This is a genomic window from Bisbaumannia salifodinae (genome assembly GCF_055388505.1).
Genome location: NZ_AP043781.1, coordinates 3416832 through 3429813 on the forward strand (window position 1 = coordinate 3416832; position 12982 = coordinate 3429813).

Below are 12982 nucleotides of genomic sequence, written 5' to 3' on the forward strand. Positions count from 1 at the left end.
CCCCCTCCTAGCCGGCGGTCGCCCGCCGGCTGGCCAGCCAGTTCCCGCCCAGCGCCAGCGCCATCACCGCCACCCCGGCGGCTTCCACCCGAACATCGGGATAGAAGACCGCCACGATGGCCGGCCCGATGACCAGCCGCGGTAGCCACCCCATGCGGGTGAACAGGTAGCCCTCCAGGGCCGCGGCGAAGGCCCCCAGGGCCAGGATGGCGATCACGGCGTTCCAGATCAGCACCGGCCAGGGACCGCCCATGATGATCTCCGGGTTGAAGACCATGAACACCGGGATCAGGTAGAGCCCCTTGGCGAACTTCCACGCCTGCACCCCGGTGGCCATCGGCTTGCTGCCGGCGATGGCCGCCCCGGCGAAACCGGCCAGGGCGATCGGCGGCGTGACGTTGGAGTCCTGGGAATACCAGAACACCACCAGGTGGGCGATCAGCAGCGGGATGCCGAACTCGGCGGTCAGCGCCGGGCCCACCAGCACGATCAGCACGATATAGCTGGCGGTGACCGGCAGGCCCATGCCCAGCACCAGGCTGGCCAGCAGCACCATGATCAGCGCCAGCACGATATTGCCGCCGGAGAAGGCCATCATCATGGCCGAGAACTTCAGCCCCAGGCCGGTGAGGCCCACCACCCCGACGATGATGCCGGCCACGGCGCAGGCCATGGAGACCGCCACGGCGTTACGCGCGCCCAGTTCCAGGCCCTCCAGCAGCTTGGCGAGGCCCGCCCGCACGGCCCGCCAGATGCCCTCGACGGTGACGCCCTGCCCCTGCCGGGGGGCGATAAAGAAGTACCAGACCGCATAGCGCAGGGCCGCCACCGCCACCATGGTGATCACCGCATAGAAGCCCACCCGCATCGGCGACATATGCATCACCAGCAACCACACCAGCACCCCCAGCGGCAGCAGGAAGTGCCAGCCCTCGCGCATCACCTCGCGCATCTGCGGCAGCTCCGAGCGAGCCATGCCCTGCATGCCCTGCTTGAGGGCGATGATATGCACGAACAGATAGACGGTGGCGAAGTAGAGGACCGCCGGCAGGATGCTCACCTTGACCACCTCCAGGTAAGGCACCCGGGTGTACTCGGCGATCAGGAAGGCGCCGGCGCCCATCAGCGGCGGCATGATCTGGCCGCCGGTGGAGGCCGCCGCCTCGATGCCACCGGCCTGGTGGGGCTTGTAGCCCAGGCGTTTCATCAGCGGGATGGTGAAGGCGCCGGTGGTCACCACATTGGCGATGGCGCTGCCGGAGATGGAGCCCATGCCGGCGGAAGCCAGCACCGCCGCCTTGGCGGGGCCGCCGCGCTGGCGGCCGGTGGCGGCATAGGCCATATCGATAAAGAACTTGCCGGCGCCGGTCACCTCGAGGAAGGCGCCGAACAGCACGAAGACGAAGATATAGGTGGCCGCCACCCCCAGCGGCAGGCCGAAGATCCCCTCCTGGCCCAGATAGAGCTGGCCCACCAGCCGGTCGATATTGTAGCCGCGGTGCTCGAGGATGCCGGGCAGGAACTGCCCCAGCCAGGGCAGCTCGCCGCGCGGGCCGGCGAAGGCATAGAGGATGCCCAGGGCGCCGATAATGGTCATGCCCAGCCCCACCGCGCGGCGGCTCGCCTCCAGCACGGTGATCACGGCGATGCAGCCGACCAGGATATCGGTCTGGCTCCAGAAGCCGGCGCGGCGGATGATCTCGTCCAGGTAGAGCACCAGGTAGCCGCCGGTGATCAGGGCCCCGGCCAGGAAGAGGCCGTCGATGGCCCAGCCCGGCAGGCCGCGCCGGCGTTCCGGGCCGAACACCGGAAAGATCAGGAAGGCCAGCAGCATGATCAGCATCAGGTGGATGCTGCGCTGATAGAAGAGCCCCAGCGGCTGGATGCCGGCGGAATAGAGCTGGAACAGGGACAGCCCGACGGCGACCAGGGAGATCAGCCACAGGATCGGCCTGGCCTGTTTCGCCTGGCTGCCCGGGACGACGGGGGAAACGCCGGAATCGCTCATCATGGTTCTCTCGCAGGCAGGGATCCCGCGGGGACGACGAGATGCACCGTCACCCGCTGATGTTCGGCCAGTCGGCTGAGGCTGATGCGCTCGCCGTCCACCACCAGGCGATGGTCGACATCCATGGCACCGACCCGCAGGCGGTAGGCATTGCCGGGCACAGGCTCGTCGATGGCCTCGATCCAGTAGCCGCCCCGACCGTCGGAGACCTGGCGCCCGCGGCCGGGAATATGATCGAGGCCGGCGGCGAAATCCGGCAGATGGCTGCGCTCCAGTACCATGCGTCCCTGGTGATGACGGTAGCAGTCGAGCACCGGAAAACCCGCCACCGAGTGATTCCACTCCAGGCACCAGCCGGCCCCCTCGGGCATGGCCAGGGAAACGAGGGGCCGGCCATCCTCGGCCCGGACCTCCAGCCGAGCCTCGGCGGTCGCCTGGGTCGGCCACGCCAGCCAGAGCAGCAGCGTCGCCGCGCCCAGGGCGCGGCGCCACTCGATCGACCGGAAGCGTCGCATGACAGGCGCGACGGCCTAGTCTCCGCGCTGGTGGTCCTGGATTTCCGCGCCCACCTCCTCGTAGTAGCGCAGCGCGCCCGGATGGAAGGCGATGGGGGTGGAATCGACGCTGAATTCCACGGTGGTGTCATTGGCCGCCGGATGGATGGCGATCAGCTCGTCGGTCTGCTCGAAGAGCACCTTGGTGATCTGGTAGGCCAGTTCCTCGTCCATCTCGCTGCTCACCGCCAGCACGTTGGGAATGCTGATGGTGGACACCGGCTCCTCGACCCCGTCGTAGATGCCCACCCTCAGGGTATAGGGGGCGAATACCGGCTCCGCCTCCCGGGCATTGGCGACCTCCTCCTCGGTGAGGGCGATCAGCCGCACGTCGCGGGTGGTGGCCAGGTTGAGGATGGAGCTGGTGGGCGGGCCCACGCTCCAGAAGCCGGCATCGATATCGCCGTCGCGGATGGCATCGGCGGTCTCGTTGAAGTTGAGGCGCTGGGGCGTGAAGTCGTCATAGTCGATGCCGTTGGCCTCCAGCAGGGCCCGGGCATTGAGCTCGGTACCGCTGCCCGGCGCCCCCACCGAGACCCGCTTGCCGCGCAGGTCCGCCAGGGAATGCACCTCGGAGTCGGCCAGGGTCACCAGCTGCACCGCATTGGGATAGATGGACGCCAGGGCGCGAATGTTCTCCAGCTGGCGCCCCTCGAAGTCGCCGGTGCCGCTATAGGCCTGATAGACGGTATCCGCCAGGGCCAGGGCCAGGTCGGAATCGCCGCGCCACACCAGGCCCATGTTCTCCACCGAGGCCCCGGTGACCTCGGCCACGGCGCTGGCGCCCTCGATATGGTTGTTGATCAGTTCGGCGAGGCCGCCGCCATAGGGGTAGTAGGTGCCGCCGGTACCGCCGGTGGCGATGGAGAGCTGCTGGCCGAAGGCGGCGGGGGCCAGGGCCAGCAGGGAGGCGGCCAGGGTAAGCTTGAATCGTGGCATGGAATCGCTCCAGGAAGGCTAATTGTTGTGTGGGACGATCATCCTCTTGTCGCCGTCAAAATTAGCAGGTTCTGGAATTCACTGCTCAACGCTGGCCGCCGACTGCGACCAAGGAATAAGGAAAAATTCCTGCATTTTTCCCTGGCAAGCCACGGCAAAACCTTGCATGCTGAGGGCGTCGCTAGCCAAGGCCAACGGAGAACCATGAGCACGGCACGATTATCCAGCGGTTGGGACGCCCTCGACAGTGCAACCACGGCCCCCAACCTGGACGTCAGAGAGCTGGAGAAACGCTCTCGCCTGATGCGCATCCTGACCCGCCGCATCGCCCTTTCCGACCTGCCCAATCGCGAGATCGCTCATCGCGTCGGCATGCCCCCCCAACGCCTCAGCGACCTGCTGGCCGGCAAGGTGGAGCTGTTCGGCGTAGAGGAGCTGGAGTCGCTACGCGACAGCCTCGACCCGGATCACTGATAGCGCCCGCACCGCCTTCCGCGGTGCGGGCGCGTCTTCTTCGCCGGCAAGTGGTCGGCAAGCCCCCGCCCAATCGAGTATCCTTGCGCTTTCTTCTCACTCCGAGGACGAGAGAGCCATGCTGCGTGCCCTGATTCTGGCCCTGGGACTGGTCGCCGCCCCCCTGGCCGCCGCCAACCCCCTGGTCTTTACCGCCATTCCCGACGAGGACGAGACCCGCCTCCAGGAGCGCTTCCAGAAGGTCGCCGACTACCTGGCCGAGGCGCTCGAGGTCGACGTGCGCTTTATCCCCGTCACCTCCTACGCCGCCTCGGTCACCGCCTTTCGCAACAACCAGGTACAGCTGGCCTGGTTCGGCGGCTTCACCGGCGTCCAGGCCCGCCAACTGGTCCCCGGTGCCCGGGCCATCGCCCAGGGCGTCGAGGATCCCCAGTACAAGAGCTATGTGATCGCCAACCGCGACACCGGCCTCGACCCCATGGAACAGGAGAGCGCCCCCGAGGCGCTGCGCGGCCTGACCTTCAGCTTCGGCTCCCAGAGCTCCACTTCCGGGCGCCTGATGCCGGAATACTTCCTGCGCGAGCACCTGGGCGAGGCCCCGGAGGCGCTCTTCGAGCGGGTCGGCTTCAGCGGCAACCATAGCCGCACCATCTCCCTGGTGCAGTCCGGCGCCTACCAAGCCGGGGTGGTCAGCTACACCGCCTGGGAGAACGAGGTCGAGAGCGGCAGCGTCGATGCCGACCGGGTCCAGGTGATCTGGGAGACCCCGCCCTACCCGGACTACCAGTGGACGGTGCGCGGCGACCTGGACGAGCGCTTCGGCGATGGCTTCACCGAGCGCCTGCAGCAGGCCCTGATCGCCATGCAGGATCCGGAGCTGCTGGCCAGCTTCCCGCGCTCCGGCTTTATTCCCGCCGACAATGACGACTACGCCATGATCGAGCGCGTCGCCACCGACCTGGGACTGCTCGACTGATGAGCAGCCTGGTCCTGGCGGGGGCGGTCGCCGACTATGGTCCGACTCGGGTGCTGGGTCCCCTCGACCTGGCCCTGGCCCCCGGCGAGCGCGTGGCCCTGGTGGGCAAGAGCGGCGCCGGCAAGTCGACCCTGCTGTCGCTGATGCATGATCAGTGGCGGGATCAGGGGGTAGCGCTGATGCCCCAGGACCTGGGCCTGGTGCCCAGCCTCTCGGTGTTCCACAACGTCTATATGGGATGCCTGGACCGTCACCCCTGGTGGGTCAACCTGCTCACCCTGGCGCGCCCCCGGCGCCGCGACGTGGCGGCTATCACGGCGCTGCTCGAGCGCCTGGGCATCGCCGAGAAGCGCTGGACGCCCTGCGGCGAACTCTCCGGCGGCCAGCGCCAGCGGGTCGCCGCCGCCCGGGCGATTCACCAGGGCGGCCGGGTGCTGCTCGCCGACGAGCCGGTCTCGGCCCTGGACGGCCCCCAGGCGGAGCGCGTGATGCGCGCCCTCACCGAGCGCTACGACATGGCGGTGCTGGCCATGCATGACCTGGAGCTGGCGCTGCGCCACTGCAACCGGGTGGTGGGCATCCAGGCGGGCAGCATCGCCATCGACCGCCCCAGCCGCGAGCTGAGCACGGGCGACCTGCTCTCCCTCTACTGATGCGGCCGATGAGTTCCGCCCCCCCGTCGCGCGACAGGATGCCCTTCAGCGCCACCCGCCGAGTCAGCCTGGCCCTGGTGGTGCTGGCGGCGTTCTGCCTGCTGCTGGGCGACTTCGAGATCAGCACCCACGATCCCTGGCAGGAACTGGGGCGCCTGGCCCTGGGCCTAGTACGCCCCGACTTCGGCGCCGTGGATGCCCTCGGCGAGGCGCTGCTGCGCACCGTCGCCTTCGCCTTCGTCGGCGTCGGCGTCGGCGCCGCCGCCGGCCTGCTGCTGGCACTGGGCTTCCACCGCCTCTGGGTGCGCACCGGCTGCGCCTTTATCCGCGCCATCCACGAGCTGTTCTGGGCGCTGATCTTCCTGCAGAGCTTCGGCCTGCACCCCCTCACCGGGGTGCTGGCCATCGCCATTCCCTATGCGGGCATCTTCGCCAAGGTCTATGCGGAGATCCTCGACGAGACCGACCCGAGCCCGGGGCGCGCCCTGCCCCGGGGCACCGGACGGCTCTCGGCGCTGCTCTATGCCCGCATCAGCCAGGCCTGGCCGCACCTGGTCAGCTACACCGCCTACCGCCTGGAGTGCGGCCTGCGCTCCAGCGCCGTGCTGGGCTTCGTGGGCATGCCCACCCTGGGCTTCCACCTGGCCAGCCACTTCGCCCAGGGCCATTACGCCGCGGTGGGCGCCCTGCTGCTGCTCTTCTATGCCCTGATCGCCAGCCTGCGTCTCTGGGTGCGGCCCAGGCTGCTGCCCTTCTACCTGCTGGCGGCGCCCTTCTGCCTGGGCACCGGCCTGCCGATCCTGTGGAGCAATGTGTCGCGCTTCTTTACCCGGGACATCGTGCCGGCGCCGCTGAGAAACGGCGAGGGGCTGGAAGGGCTCGGGCCCTGGCTCGGCGACCTGCTGCTCCACCAGGCCCTGCCCGGGATCTGGAACACCCTGCTGCTGAGTCAGATCGCCCTGGTGCTCACCGGACTCCTGGCCATGGCGCTCTTCCCGCTGATCTCTCATCATTTCACCGGGCGGCATCTCACCGGCCGCCTCGGCGGCGGCCTGGGCCATGGCGTGCTGGTGGTGCTGCGTTCCACCCCGGAGTACCTGCTGGCCTTTATCCTGCTGCAGCTATGGGGCCCCTCCATGCTGCCGGCGGTGGTGGCCCTGGCCCTGCACAACGGCGGCATCATCGCCCACCTGGTGGGGCGGCGCAGCAACGAGATCGTCCTGCGCCCCGATGCCCCCCGGGGCCTCGATCGCTACACCTACGAGGTCGCCCCGCGGGTCTATGGCCCCTTCCTGGCACTGCTCTTCTATCGCTGGGAGATCATCATGCGCGAGACCGCCATCCTCGGCATCCTCGGCATCGCCACCCTGGGCTTCTACGTGGACAGCGCCATCCAGGAGATCCGCTTCGACCGCGCCCTGGTGCTGATCCTGATCACCGCCGCCCTCAATATCGGCGTGGATATCCTCGCCCGCCGCCTGCGCGGTTACCTGCGCCTGCGCCATACCATCAATCGCCAGAGCTGCTAAGCGACTAATCAAGAGACTCGCCGCAGGCGATATTGCGCCCCTCTTCCCCAGTACCCACAATCGCCAGGGCTGCTAAGCGACTCGCCGCAGGCGATACCCCGATACCCTCAACCGCCAGGGCTGCTGAGCGGCAGCGACTGGGCTATACTGCGCCCCCTTCATCGATCAACAAGGATGTGACCATGGACCCCCAGCCCAATCTCTCCCAGCCCCATGCCTCCCAGGAAGCCCTGCGCGATCTGGTGGAGCCCATCTATCGGGCCAAGTTCTGGATGCAGCTCACCGGCGTCATGCTGATTCTCGCCGGCGCCATCACCGCTATCTCCATCATCGGCCTGCTGGTGGCCTGGATTCCGGTGTGGGCCGGGGTCGTGCTGATGCAGACCGCCGGCGCCGCCCAGCGCGCCTACGACGGCAGCGACGCCCGGGAAATGAAGTTCGCCATGGGCAAGCTCAAGACCTACTTCACCATCTTCGGCGTGCTGGCCCTGATCTATCTGGTGCTGGGCATCGGCGGCATGCTGATCAGCATGGCCGGTTTCAGCATGATGGGCGGCATGCACTTCTAGGCGCGATCAGCCCCGTCCCAGCATGACTCGACACCCCGGCCGGGCTCGCCCTGCCGGGGTGTGTCGTTTGGGACTCGTCCCGGCAGGCCCTGCCGGGGCTCCCCTGGCGGAACGCCTCGCCGCCGGCGCTCAATCCGACATATCGGTCACCGCCCCGGTACTCGCCGAGCTGACCAGCCGGGCGTACTTGGCCAGCACGCCGCGGGTGTAGCGCGGCGCCGGCTGTCGCCAGGCCGCGCGGCGGCGCATCAGCTCCGCGTCGGAGAGGTCGACGTCGAGGGTATCGGCCTCGGCATCGATGGTGATCAGGTCGCCGTCCTCCACCAGCGCCAGGGGCCCGCCGTCGAAGGCCTCGGGGGTCACATGCCCCACCACGAAGCCGTGGCTGCCGCCGGAGAAGCGCCCGTCGGTGATCAGCGCCACCTCGCTGCCCAGGCCACGGCCCATGATCGCCGAGGTCGGCGTCAGCATCTCGCGCATGCCGGGACCGCCCCGGGGCCCCTCGTAGCGGATCACCACCACGTCGCCGGCCGCCACGCTGCCGTCGTTGATGCGCGCCTGGGCCTCCTCCTCGGAGCCGAACACCCGCGCCGTACCGGAGAAGCGCGTGCCCTCCTTGCCGGTGATCTTGGCCACCGCCCCCTCCGGCGCCAGGTTGCCGTGCAGGATGCGCAGATGGCTCTCGGCCTTGATGGGTCGATCCAGTGCCGCGATGATCCGTTGCCCCTCGGGATAGGGGGCCACGTCCGCCAGGTTCTCGGCGAGTGTCTTCCCGGTCACCGTCAGGCAGTCGCCGTGCAGCAGGCCGGCATCGAGCAGGGTCTTCATCAGCGGCTGGATGCCACCGATGGCCACCAGCTCGCTCATCATGTAATGGCCGCTGGGGCGCAGGTCGGCGAGCACCGGCACCCGCTTGCCGATGACAGTGAAGTCCTCGAGAGAAAGCGACACGCCGAGGGTGCGCGCCATGCCGATCAGGTGCAGCACCGCATTGGTGGAGCCGCCGAGGGCGATCACCACGCTGATGGCGTTCTCGAAGGCCTCGCGGGTCATGATGGCCGAGGGCCTGATATCGCGCTCGAGCAGCGCCAGCACCGCGGCCCCGGCCGCCTCGCAGTCCTCGCGCTTGTCGCGGGACACGGCGTTCTGCGCCGAGCTGCCCGGCAGGCTCATGCCCAGCGCCTCGATGGCCGAGGCCATGGTGTTGGCGGTATACATGCCGCCGCAGGAGCCGGGGCCGGGAATCGCCGTCTCCTCGATCTGCTTGAGCGCGATCAGGTCGAGATCGCCGCGGCTGTGGGCGCCCATGGCCTCGAACACCGAGACGATATCGGTATGCCCCTCACCGGGCAGGATGGTGCCGCCATAGACGAAGACGCTGGGCCGGTCGAGTCGCGCCAGCCCCATCAGGCAGCCGGGCATGTTCTTGTCGCAGCCGCCGATGGCCACCAGGCCGTCGAAGCCCTCGCAGCCGGCCACCGTCTCGATGGAGTCGGCGATCACCTCCCGCGACACCAGGGAATACTTCATGCCCTCGGTGCCGTTGGCGATACCGTCGGAGATGGTGATGGTGTTGAAGATCACTCCCTTGCCGCCGGCGGCGTCGGCGCCGTCACGGGCGTGCTCGGCGAGCTCGCCGATATGACTGTTGCAGGGGGTGACCATGCTCCAGGTGGAGGCGATGCCCACCTGGGGCTTGGTGAAATCCTCGTCGCTGAAGCCCACCGCGCGCAGCATGGCGCGGCTGGCCGCCTTGCCGGGCCCATCCACCACCGGGGCGGAGTGGCGGCGGCGGGAATCCTTCGGGGTATCAGACATGGCGGGCCTCCTCTGAAGATGGCGTGGCCTTCAGAGGGTGGCCCCTCACCGCCCGGCTGGCAACCGGCTCAGCGCGGCATCACCGCGTCGTGGAAGGCGCGCTCTTTCGCCACGGTGTCGCGGAAGCGCTCGGCCATACGGATGAAGGCGGCGTCATCGAGCCTCTCCGCCTCTTCGTCCAGGCGGCGGCGCAGCCAGGCGACGAAGTCCTGGAAGGCGGGGTTGTCGTGCAGGTCGATCCACTCCCCCATCAGCGGGTGCAGCTCCTCGCCGCGGCTGACCCGCAGCGCCCACTCCAGGTAGACCCACTCGGTGACCACCAGCACCGCCAGAAGCTCGGCATAGTCGCCGCGATCACCGGTATCGCGCAGCAGCGCCCGGAAGGCCTGGGTCTCGGGCAGGTAGTCCGGCGCCTCGCGCCGGGCGGCCGGCACGCCGAAGGCCTCGAAGGTGCGCTGGAAGGTGCTGTTCTCGTCGCTGGTCAGCATGCCCATGAACTGGCCCAACACCACCCGATCCTCCATGCTCGGAGCCCGGCCGATGGCGTGGCCGATCAGCGCGGTGAAGGGGTCGACGAAGCCGTAGTCCTGCACCATATAGGCGGCGAAGTCGTCACCGGCGAGGCGCCCCTCGGCCAGGGCGTCGAACAGCGGGTGATTCACCGTCGCCGACCAATCGGGCTCGCTGATCTCGCTCAGCCAGTCGGTGAGGCGTGCCGATGCACGGCCGGCGGCCCAGGCGTTCCAGTCGGCGCGAGTCGTCATCAGGCGTCTCCCTTGCTTGCCAGGTGAAATCTCGCCCCCGGCCGCAGCCAGGCGATCAGCAGGCTGACCAGGGTGGAGGCGACAAGTGCGCCCAGGAAGGGCGCCAGGGTCGGGATGCTGTCCGGGAAGGTGGCGGCCAGCACCCCGGCGCCAAGGCTTCCCAGGGAGATCCAGCCCGGCAGCACCGCCCCGACCAGGCCCGCCACGCCACCGGCCACCGCCGCCAGCGGCGACATGCGCCGCCACAGGCCCAGTAGCACCGGCAGCAGGATGGCCGCGCACAGCAGGTCGGCGATCAGGAACAGTCGCAGCACCGAGAAGCCCTGCAGGGCCACCCATACCACCGGCACCATCAGCGCCACCGTGACCAGCCGCGCCCCGCTCACCGAGAGCCCGCGCCGACCGCTGCTGGCCACCGCCAGGGAGGCGATGGCGTTCTGCAGGGTATCCACGCTGGAGGCCACCAGGGTCACCGCCAGCACCAGGGCCGGCAGGCCCAGCCAGGCCGGCGCCTCGATCAACAGGGCGAAGAAGGGAATCGGCGGCTCGCCGAGCGGCAGGGCGTGCATCGCCGCCAGCATGCCGAGACCACCGATGGCCATCACCACCAGCAGGCTGCTGACCCCGCCCAGCAGGGCCCCGCGGCCGAGCGCTCGGTCGTCCTCGGCGGCCCACACCCGCTGCCAGTAGCCCTGGTGGAAGAGATTGGCCGCGGTGACCGCGATCACCAGGGTCAGCGCCACCGAGAGGGCGCTACCGGTGGGAATCGACGGCATCACCGCATCACTGGGCATCGGCGGCAACCCCCACCAGGCCACGCCGCCGACCAGCACCAGCAGGGCCAGCAGCAACCAGGCCTGCCAGCGATCCGTGGCCAGGCTGGCCCGCAGCCCGCCCAGGGTGGTGTAAATCAGGGTCGTCAGCGCCACGCCGAGGATCACCAGCGTGGGAGGCACCTCGGACAGCAGCGCGGCAATGGCGCCGATGGCGGTCAGCTCGGCGGCCAGGAAGCAGGCCATATAGGCCACCGAGACGAAGGAGACCCAGCGCCGCACCCCCGCGCCGTAGCAGGCCTCGGCGAACTCGCCGATGCTGCGCCCCTCCGGCAGGTGGCGGCGGATGGCGGGGCCGTAGAGTGCCAGCACGATAAACGGCAAGGACGAGCCGATGGCATAGCCGGCCAGCGCCACCGGCCCCACGAAGGCACCGATCTCCGGCGGCGCGAAGAGGATCCAGGCACCCATGCTGGAGGCCAGGAAGGACAGGCCGATGGCCTGTGCGCCCTGGGAGTTGCGGGCGGTCACGTAGTCATCGAGGGGGCCATCGGCCCGGCGGGCCCTGAGGCCCAGAAAGGTAAAGCACAGCAGCGCCGCGCCGAGCACGGCTGACGTCAAATAAGGCATGTCGCACTTCCTCCGCCGGCATGAACCGGATCAGGTTCCAGGGTCGGTGCGCGCGCACCTCTCAGTCCCGTGGGACACCCCTGGCGACAGTGAATGATGGGATGGTCTCGCGATGGATCACGGCGCCCTATGGTGTCGCCGCCGGCCTCGGCTGTAAAGCCATACCGCCTATCCAGCGGGGCGAATCACCCCTGCGACCAAAGCCGCAGGGCCCAGGCATCAAGTCATCACGGCATCGGCCGATAAGGCACCTATCGCCGTTTCTCCGGCCCGACCCGTTCACCGAGACCCTCGATGCCCTATACCGAAGCCAAGGAGCATGCCCCGGGGCGGCTCCACACTCTCTTTACCGATCCCTACAGCGCCTTCGACAACGAGGTGGTGGAGCGCCGCCTGCACCTGCGCGTTGCCCTCCAGGCCCTGCTGGACAAGCCCGGCCGGGAGGGGCGCCTGACCCTGCGGGTGCTCCATGGCTGGGCCAATGGTGAAGCCGACCCCCAGAGCCTGGCCCATAGCGACCACCCCCTGACCCAGCGCGGCGACCTGCTCCCGGTGGTGGCCCGCTACCAGGCCGCCATCGATGAACAGCAGCCCCTGCCCCGGGAGGCAGAGACGCTGCTGGCCGAGCCGCTGATGGAGGCCATCGCCGCCGCCGAGGCCCGGGGCCAGGAGATCGATGCCGAGACCCGCGCCAACCCGGCCCACTGGCCCAGCTTCGAGCGCGGCCTCGGCCTCTATACCTTCTTCAAGGTCTATCACCGCCTGACCTATGGCGAGGACGAGAGCTACCGGGTGGCGCGCTGCGAGACACCCGAGGGGCCTCGCGAGATCCACGAATTTCATCTGGAAGAGTGCGAATTCGCCGTGGTGACCGGTATCGAGGGCAACGACAAGACACGGGTCACCCTGCTGGTGCATGTCGGCGCCCTGGCCCCCCTGGCCGACCTAGTGGAAACTATGCTGGGAGAGTGAGCCTCCCTCAGGTCTCGTTTCTCGGCACCCGCCCCATCAGATAGAACTCCGGATTGGGCGGGGTGCCGGCCAGGGTCACCAGGCGATTGGAGAGACCGAAGAAGGCGACAATGGCGCCGATATCCCAGCTATCGTCCCGGGTGAAACCCGCCGCCTCGAGCTCGTCGAACTCCCCCTCACCGTCGCAAACAGTGCCCAGGAAGTCGGAAATAGGTGGCCAAAGATAGACGAAAATGAGAGACCGTTGAGTAGATAACAACAAGCGGAGTCTTTCTATGTCTGTCTCAAGCCTCATCTCGGCCCCCCGCCTAACCAGATCTCGA

At 68.7% G+C, this 12982-nt stretch carries 12 protein-coding genes, 1 pseudogene and 1 riboswitch; of the genes and pseudogenes, 6 read left to right on the forward strand and 7 right to left on the reverse strand.

The genetic code is table 11. The annotated features are described in order from the left end of the window. Nucleotides 1–7: 7 nt before the first annotated feature. Genes ACZ5EF_RS15920 through ACZ5EF_RS15930 form a run of 3 tightly spaced genes read right to left on the reverse strand, consistent with a single transcriptional unit; the run spans nucleotide 8 to nucleotide 3501 of the window. Entirely contained in the window at nucleotides 8–2008 is a 2001-nt protein-coding gene (locus ACZ5EF_RS15920) for a TRAP transporter permease (protein WP_346061850.1), read from the reverse strand. Next, on the reverse strand, nucleotides 2008–2523 hold the full coding sequence (locus tag ACZ5EF_RS15925) for a DUF1850 domain-containing protein (protein ID WP_346061635.1): 516 nt from the start codon (nucleotides 2521–2523) through the stop codon (nucleotides 2008–2010). Before ACZ5EF_RS15925 ends, ACZ5EF_RS15920 begins: the two co-directional genes overlap by 1 nt. Before the next feature lie 15 nt (nucleotides 2524–2538). Continuing rightward, nucleotides 2539–3501 (reverse strand): TAXI family TRAP transporter solute-binding subunit, encoded by a 963-nt coding sequence (locus tag ACZ5EF_RS15930; RefSeq protein WP_346061634.1) that lies wholly within the window; start codon nucleotides 3499–3501, stop codon nucleotides 2539–2541. A gap of 204 nt (nucleotides 3502–3705) precedes the next feature. Between ACZ5EF_RS15930 and ACZ5EF_RS15935 the strand changes: the two genes are divergently transcribed. The 5 genes from ACZ5EF_RS15935 (at nucleotide 3706) to ACZ5EF_RS15955 (ending at nucleotide 7702) form a co-directional block, all read left to right on the forward strand. Further along, nucleotides 3706–3975: an XRE family transcriptional regulator gene (locus tag ACZ5EF_RS15935; RefSeq protein WP_346061633.1), complete on the forward strand. Its 270-nt coding sequence runs from the start codon at nucleotides 3706–3708 to the stop codon at nucleotides 3973–3975. Nucleotides 3976–4093: 118 nt separating this feature from the next. Continuing rightward, the gene (locus ACZ5EF_RS15940; protein ID WP_346061632.1) at nucleotides 4094–4951 is read left to right on the forward strand and encodes a putative selenate ABC transporter substrate-binding protein; all 858 of its coding nucleotides are present in this window, start codon (nucleotides 4094–4096) and stop codon (nucleotides 4949–4951) included. Beyond that, nucleotides 4951–5604 carry an ATP-binding cassette domain-containing protein gene (locus tag ACZ5EF_RS15945; protein WP_346061631.1) on the forward strand — a complete coding sequence of 218 codons (654 nt, stop codon included), beginning with the start codon at nucleotides 4951–4953 and terminating at the stop codon, nucleotides 5602–5604. The genes ACZ5EF_RS15940 and ACZ5EF_RS15945 overlap by 1 nt, the downstream gene beginning before the upstream one ends. An 8-nt stretch (nucleotides 5605–5612) precedes the next feature. Further along, a complete protein-coding gene (locus ACZ5EF_RS15950; RefSeq protein WP_346061630.1) occupies nucleotides 5613–7133 on the forward strand; it encodes a PhnE/PtxC family ABC transporter permease in 1521 nt (506 codons plus the stop codon). A 182-nt stretch (nucleotides 7134–7315) separates the two neighbouring features. After that, nucleotides 7316–7702, forward strand: a complete 387-nt coding sequence (locus tag ACZ5EF_RS15955; RefSeq protein WP_346061629.1) for a DUF5362 family protein — start codon at nucleotides 7316–7318, stop codon at nucleotides 7700–7702. 129 nt (nucleotides 7703–7831) lie between these two features. Here the strand turns inward: ACZ5EF_RS15955 and ilvD are convergent, their stop codons facing one another. From ilvD to ACZ5EF_RS15970, 3 genes are all read right to left on the reverse strand, one after another. Further along, the gene (gene ilvD, locus ACZ5EF_RS15960) at nucleotides 7832–9520 is read right to left on the reverse strand and encodes a dihydroxy-acid dehydratase (RefSeq protein WP_346061628.1); all 1689 of its coding nucleotides are present in this window, start codon (nucleotides 9518–9520) and stop codon (nucleotides 7832–7834) included. Nucleotides 9521–9588: 68 nt separating this feature from the next. Next, complete coding sequence (locus ACZ5EF_RS15965) at nucleotides 9589–10284, reverse strand: TenA family protein (RefSeq protein ID WP_346061627.1); 696 nt, start codon at nucleotides 10282–10284, stop codon at nucleotides 9589–9591. Next, the gene (locus ACZ5EF_RS15970; protein ID WP_346061626.1) at nucleotides 10284–11687 is read right to left on the reverse strand and encodes a sodium:solute symporter family transporter; all 1404 of its coding nucleotides are present in this window, start codon (nucleotides 11685–11687) and stop codon (nucleotides 10284–10286) included. The genes ACZ5EF_RS15965 and ACZ5EF_RS15970 overlap by 1 nt, the downstream gene beginning before the upstream one ends. Then, nucleotides 11677–11779: riboswitch (TPP riboswitch) on the reverse strand. (Overlaps the previous gene by 11 nt.) A 202-nt stretch (nucleotides 11780–11981) precedes the next feature. On the opposite strand from ACZ5EF_RS15970, the gene ACZ5EF_RS15975 reads away from it, so the two are divergent. After that, on the forward strand, nucleotides 11982–12659 hold the full coding sequence (locus ACZ5EF_RS15975) for a hypothetical protein (protein WP_346061625.1): 678 nt from the start codon (nucleotides 11982–11984) through the stop codon (nucleotides 12657–12659). A gap of 7 nt (nucleotides 12660–12666) precedes the next feature. Here the strand turns inward: ACZ5EF_RS15975 and ACZ5EF_RS15980 are convergent. Next, nucleotides 12667–12813, reverse strand: a pseudogene (locus tag ACZ5EF_RS15980) (peroxidase-related enzyme); the annotation flags it as partial. Between the last annotated feature and the right edge of the window lie 169 nt (nucleotides 12814–12982).

Bases quoted from the DNA above. Each gene is read 5' to 3' on its own strand.
- ACZ5EF_RS15920 (WP_346061850.1), bottom strand. From the start codon at position 2,008: ATGAGCGATTCCGGCGTTTCCCCCGTCGTCCCGGGCAGCCAGGCGAAA.
- ACZ5EF_RS15925 (WP_346061635.1), bottom strand. From the start codon at position 2,523: ATGCGACGCTTCCGGTCGATCGAGTGGCGCCGCGCCCTGGGCGCGGCG.
- ACZ5EF_RS15930 (WP_346061634.1), bottom strand. From the start codon at position 3,501: ATGCCACGATTCAAGCTTACCCTGGCCGCCTCCCTGCTGGCCCTGGCC.
- ACZ5EF_RS15935 (WP_346061633.1), top strand. From the start codon at position 3,706: ATGAGCACGGCACGATTATCCAGCGGTTGGGACGCCCTCGACAGTGCA.
- ACZ5EF_RS15940 (WP_346061632.1), top strand. From the start codon at position 4,094: ATGCTGCGTGCCCTGATTCTGGCCCTGGGACTGGTCGCCGCCCCCCTG.
- ACZ5EF_RS15945 (WP_346061631.1), top strand. From the start codon at position 4,951: ATGAGCAGCCTGGTCCTGGCGGGGGCGGTCGCCGACTATGGTCCGACT.
- ACZ5EF_RS15950 (WP_346061630.1), top strand. From the start codon at position 5,613: ATGAGTTCCGCCCCCCCGTCGCGCGACAGGATGCCCTTCAGCGCCACC.
- ACZ5EF_RS15955 (WP_346061629.1), top strand. From the start codon at position 7,316: ATGGACCCCCAGCCCAATCTCTCCCAGCCCCATGCCTCCCAGGAAGCC.
- ilvD (WP_346061628.1), bottom strand. From the start codon at position 9,520: ATGTCTGATACCCCGAAGGATTCCCGCCGCCGCCACTCCGCCCCGGTG.
- ACZ5EF_RS15965 (WP_346061627.1), bottom strand. From the start codon at position 10,284: ATGACGACTCGCGCCGACTGGAACGCCTGGGCCGCCGGCCGTGCATCG.
- ACZ5EF_RS15970 (WP_346061626.1), bottom strand. From the start codon at position 11,687: ATGCCTTATTTGACGTCAGCCGTGCTCGGCGCGGCGCTGCTGTGCTTT.
- ACZ5EF_RS15975 (WP_346061625.1), top strand. From the start codon at position 11,982: ATGCCCTATACCGAAGCCAAGGAGCATGCCCCGGGGCGGCTCCACACT.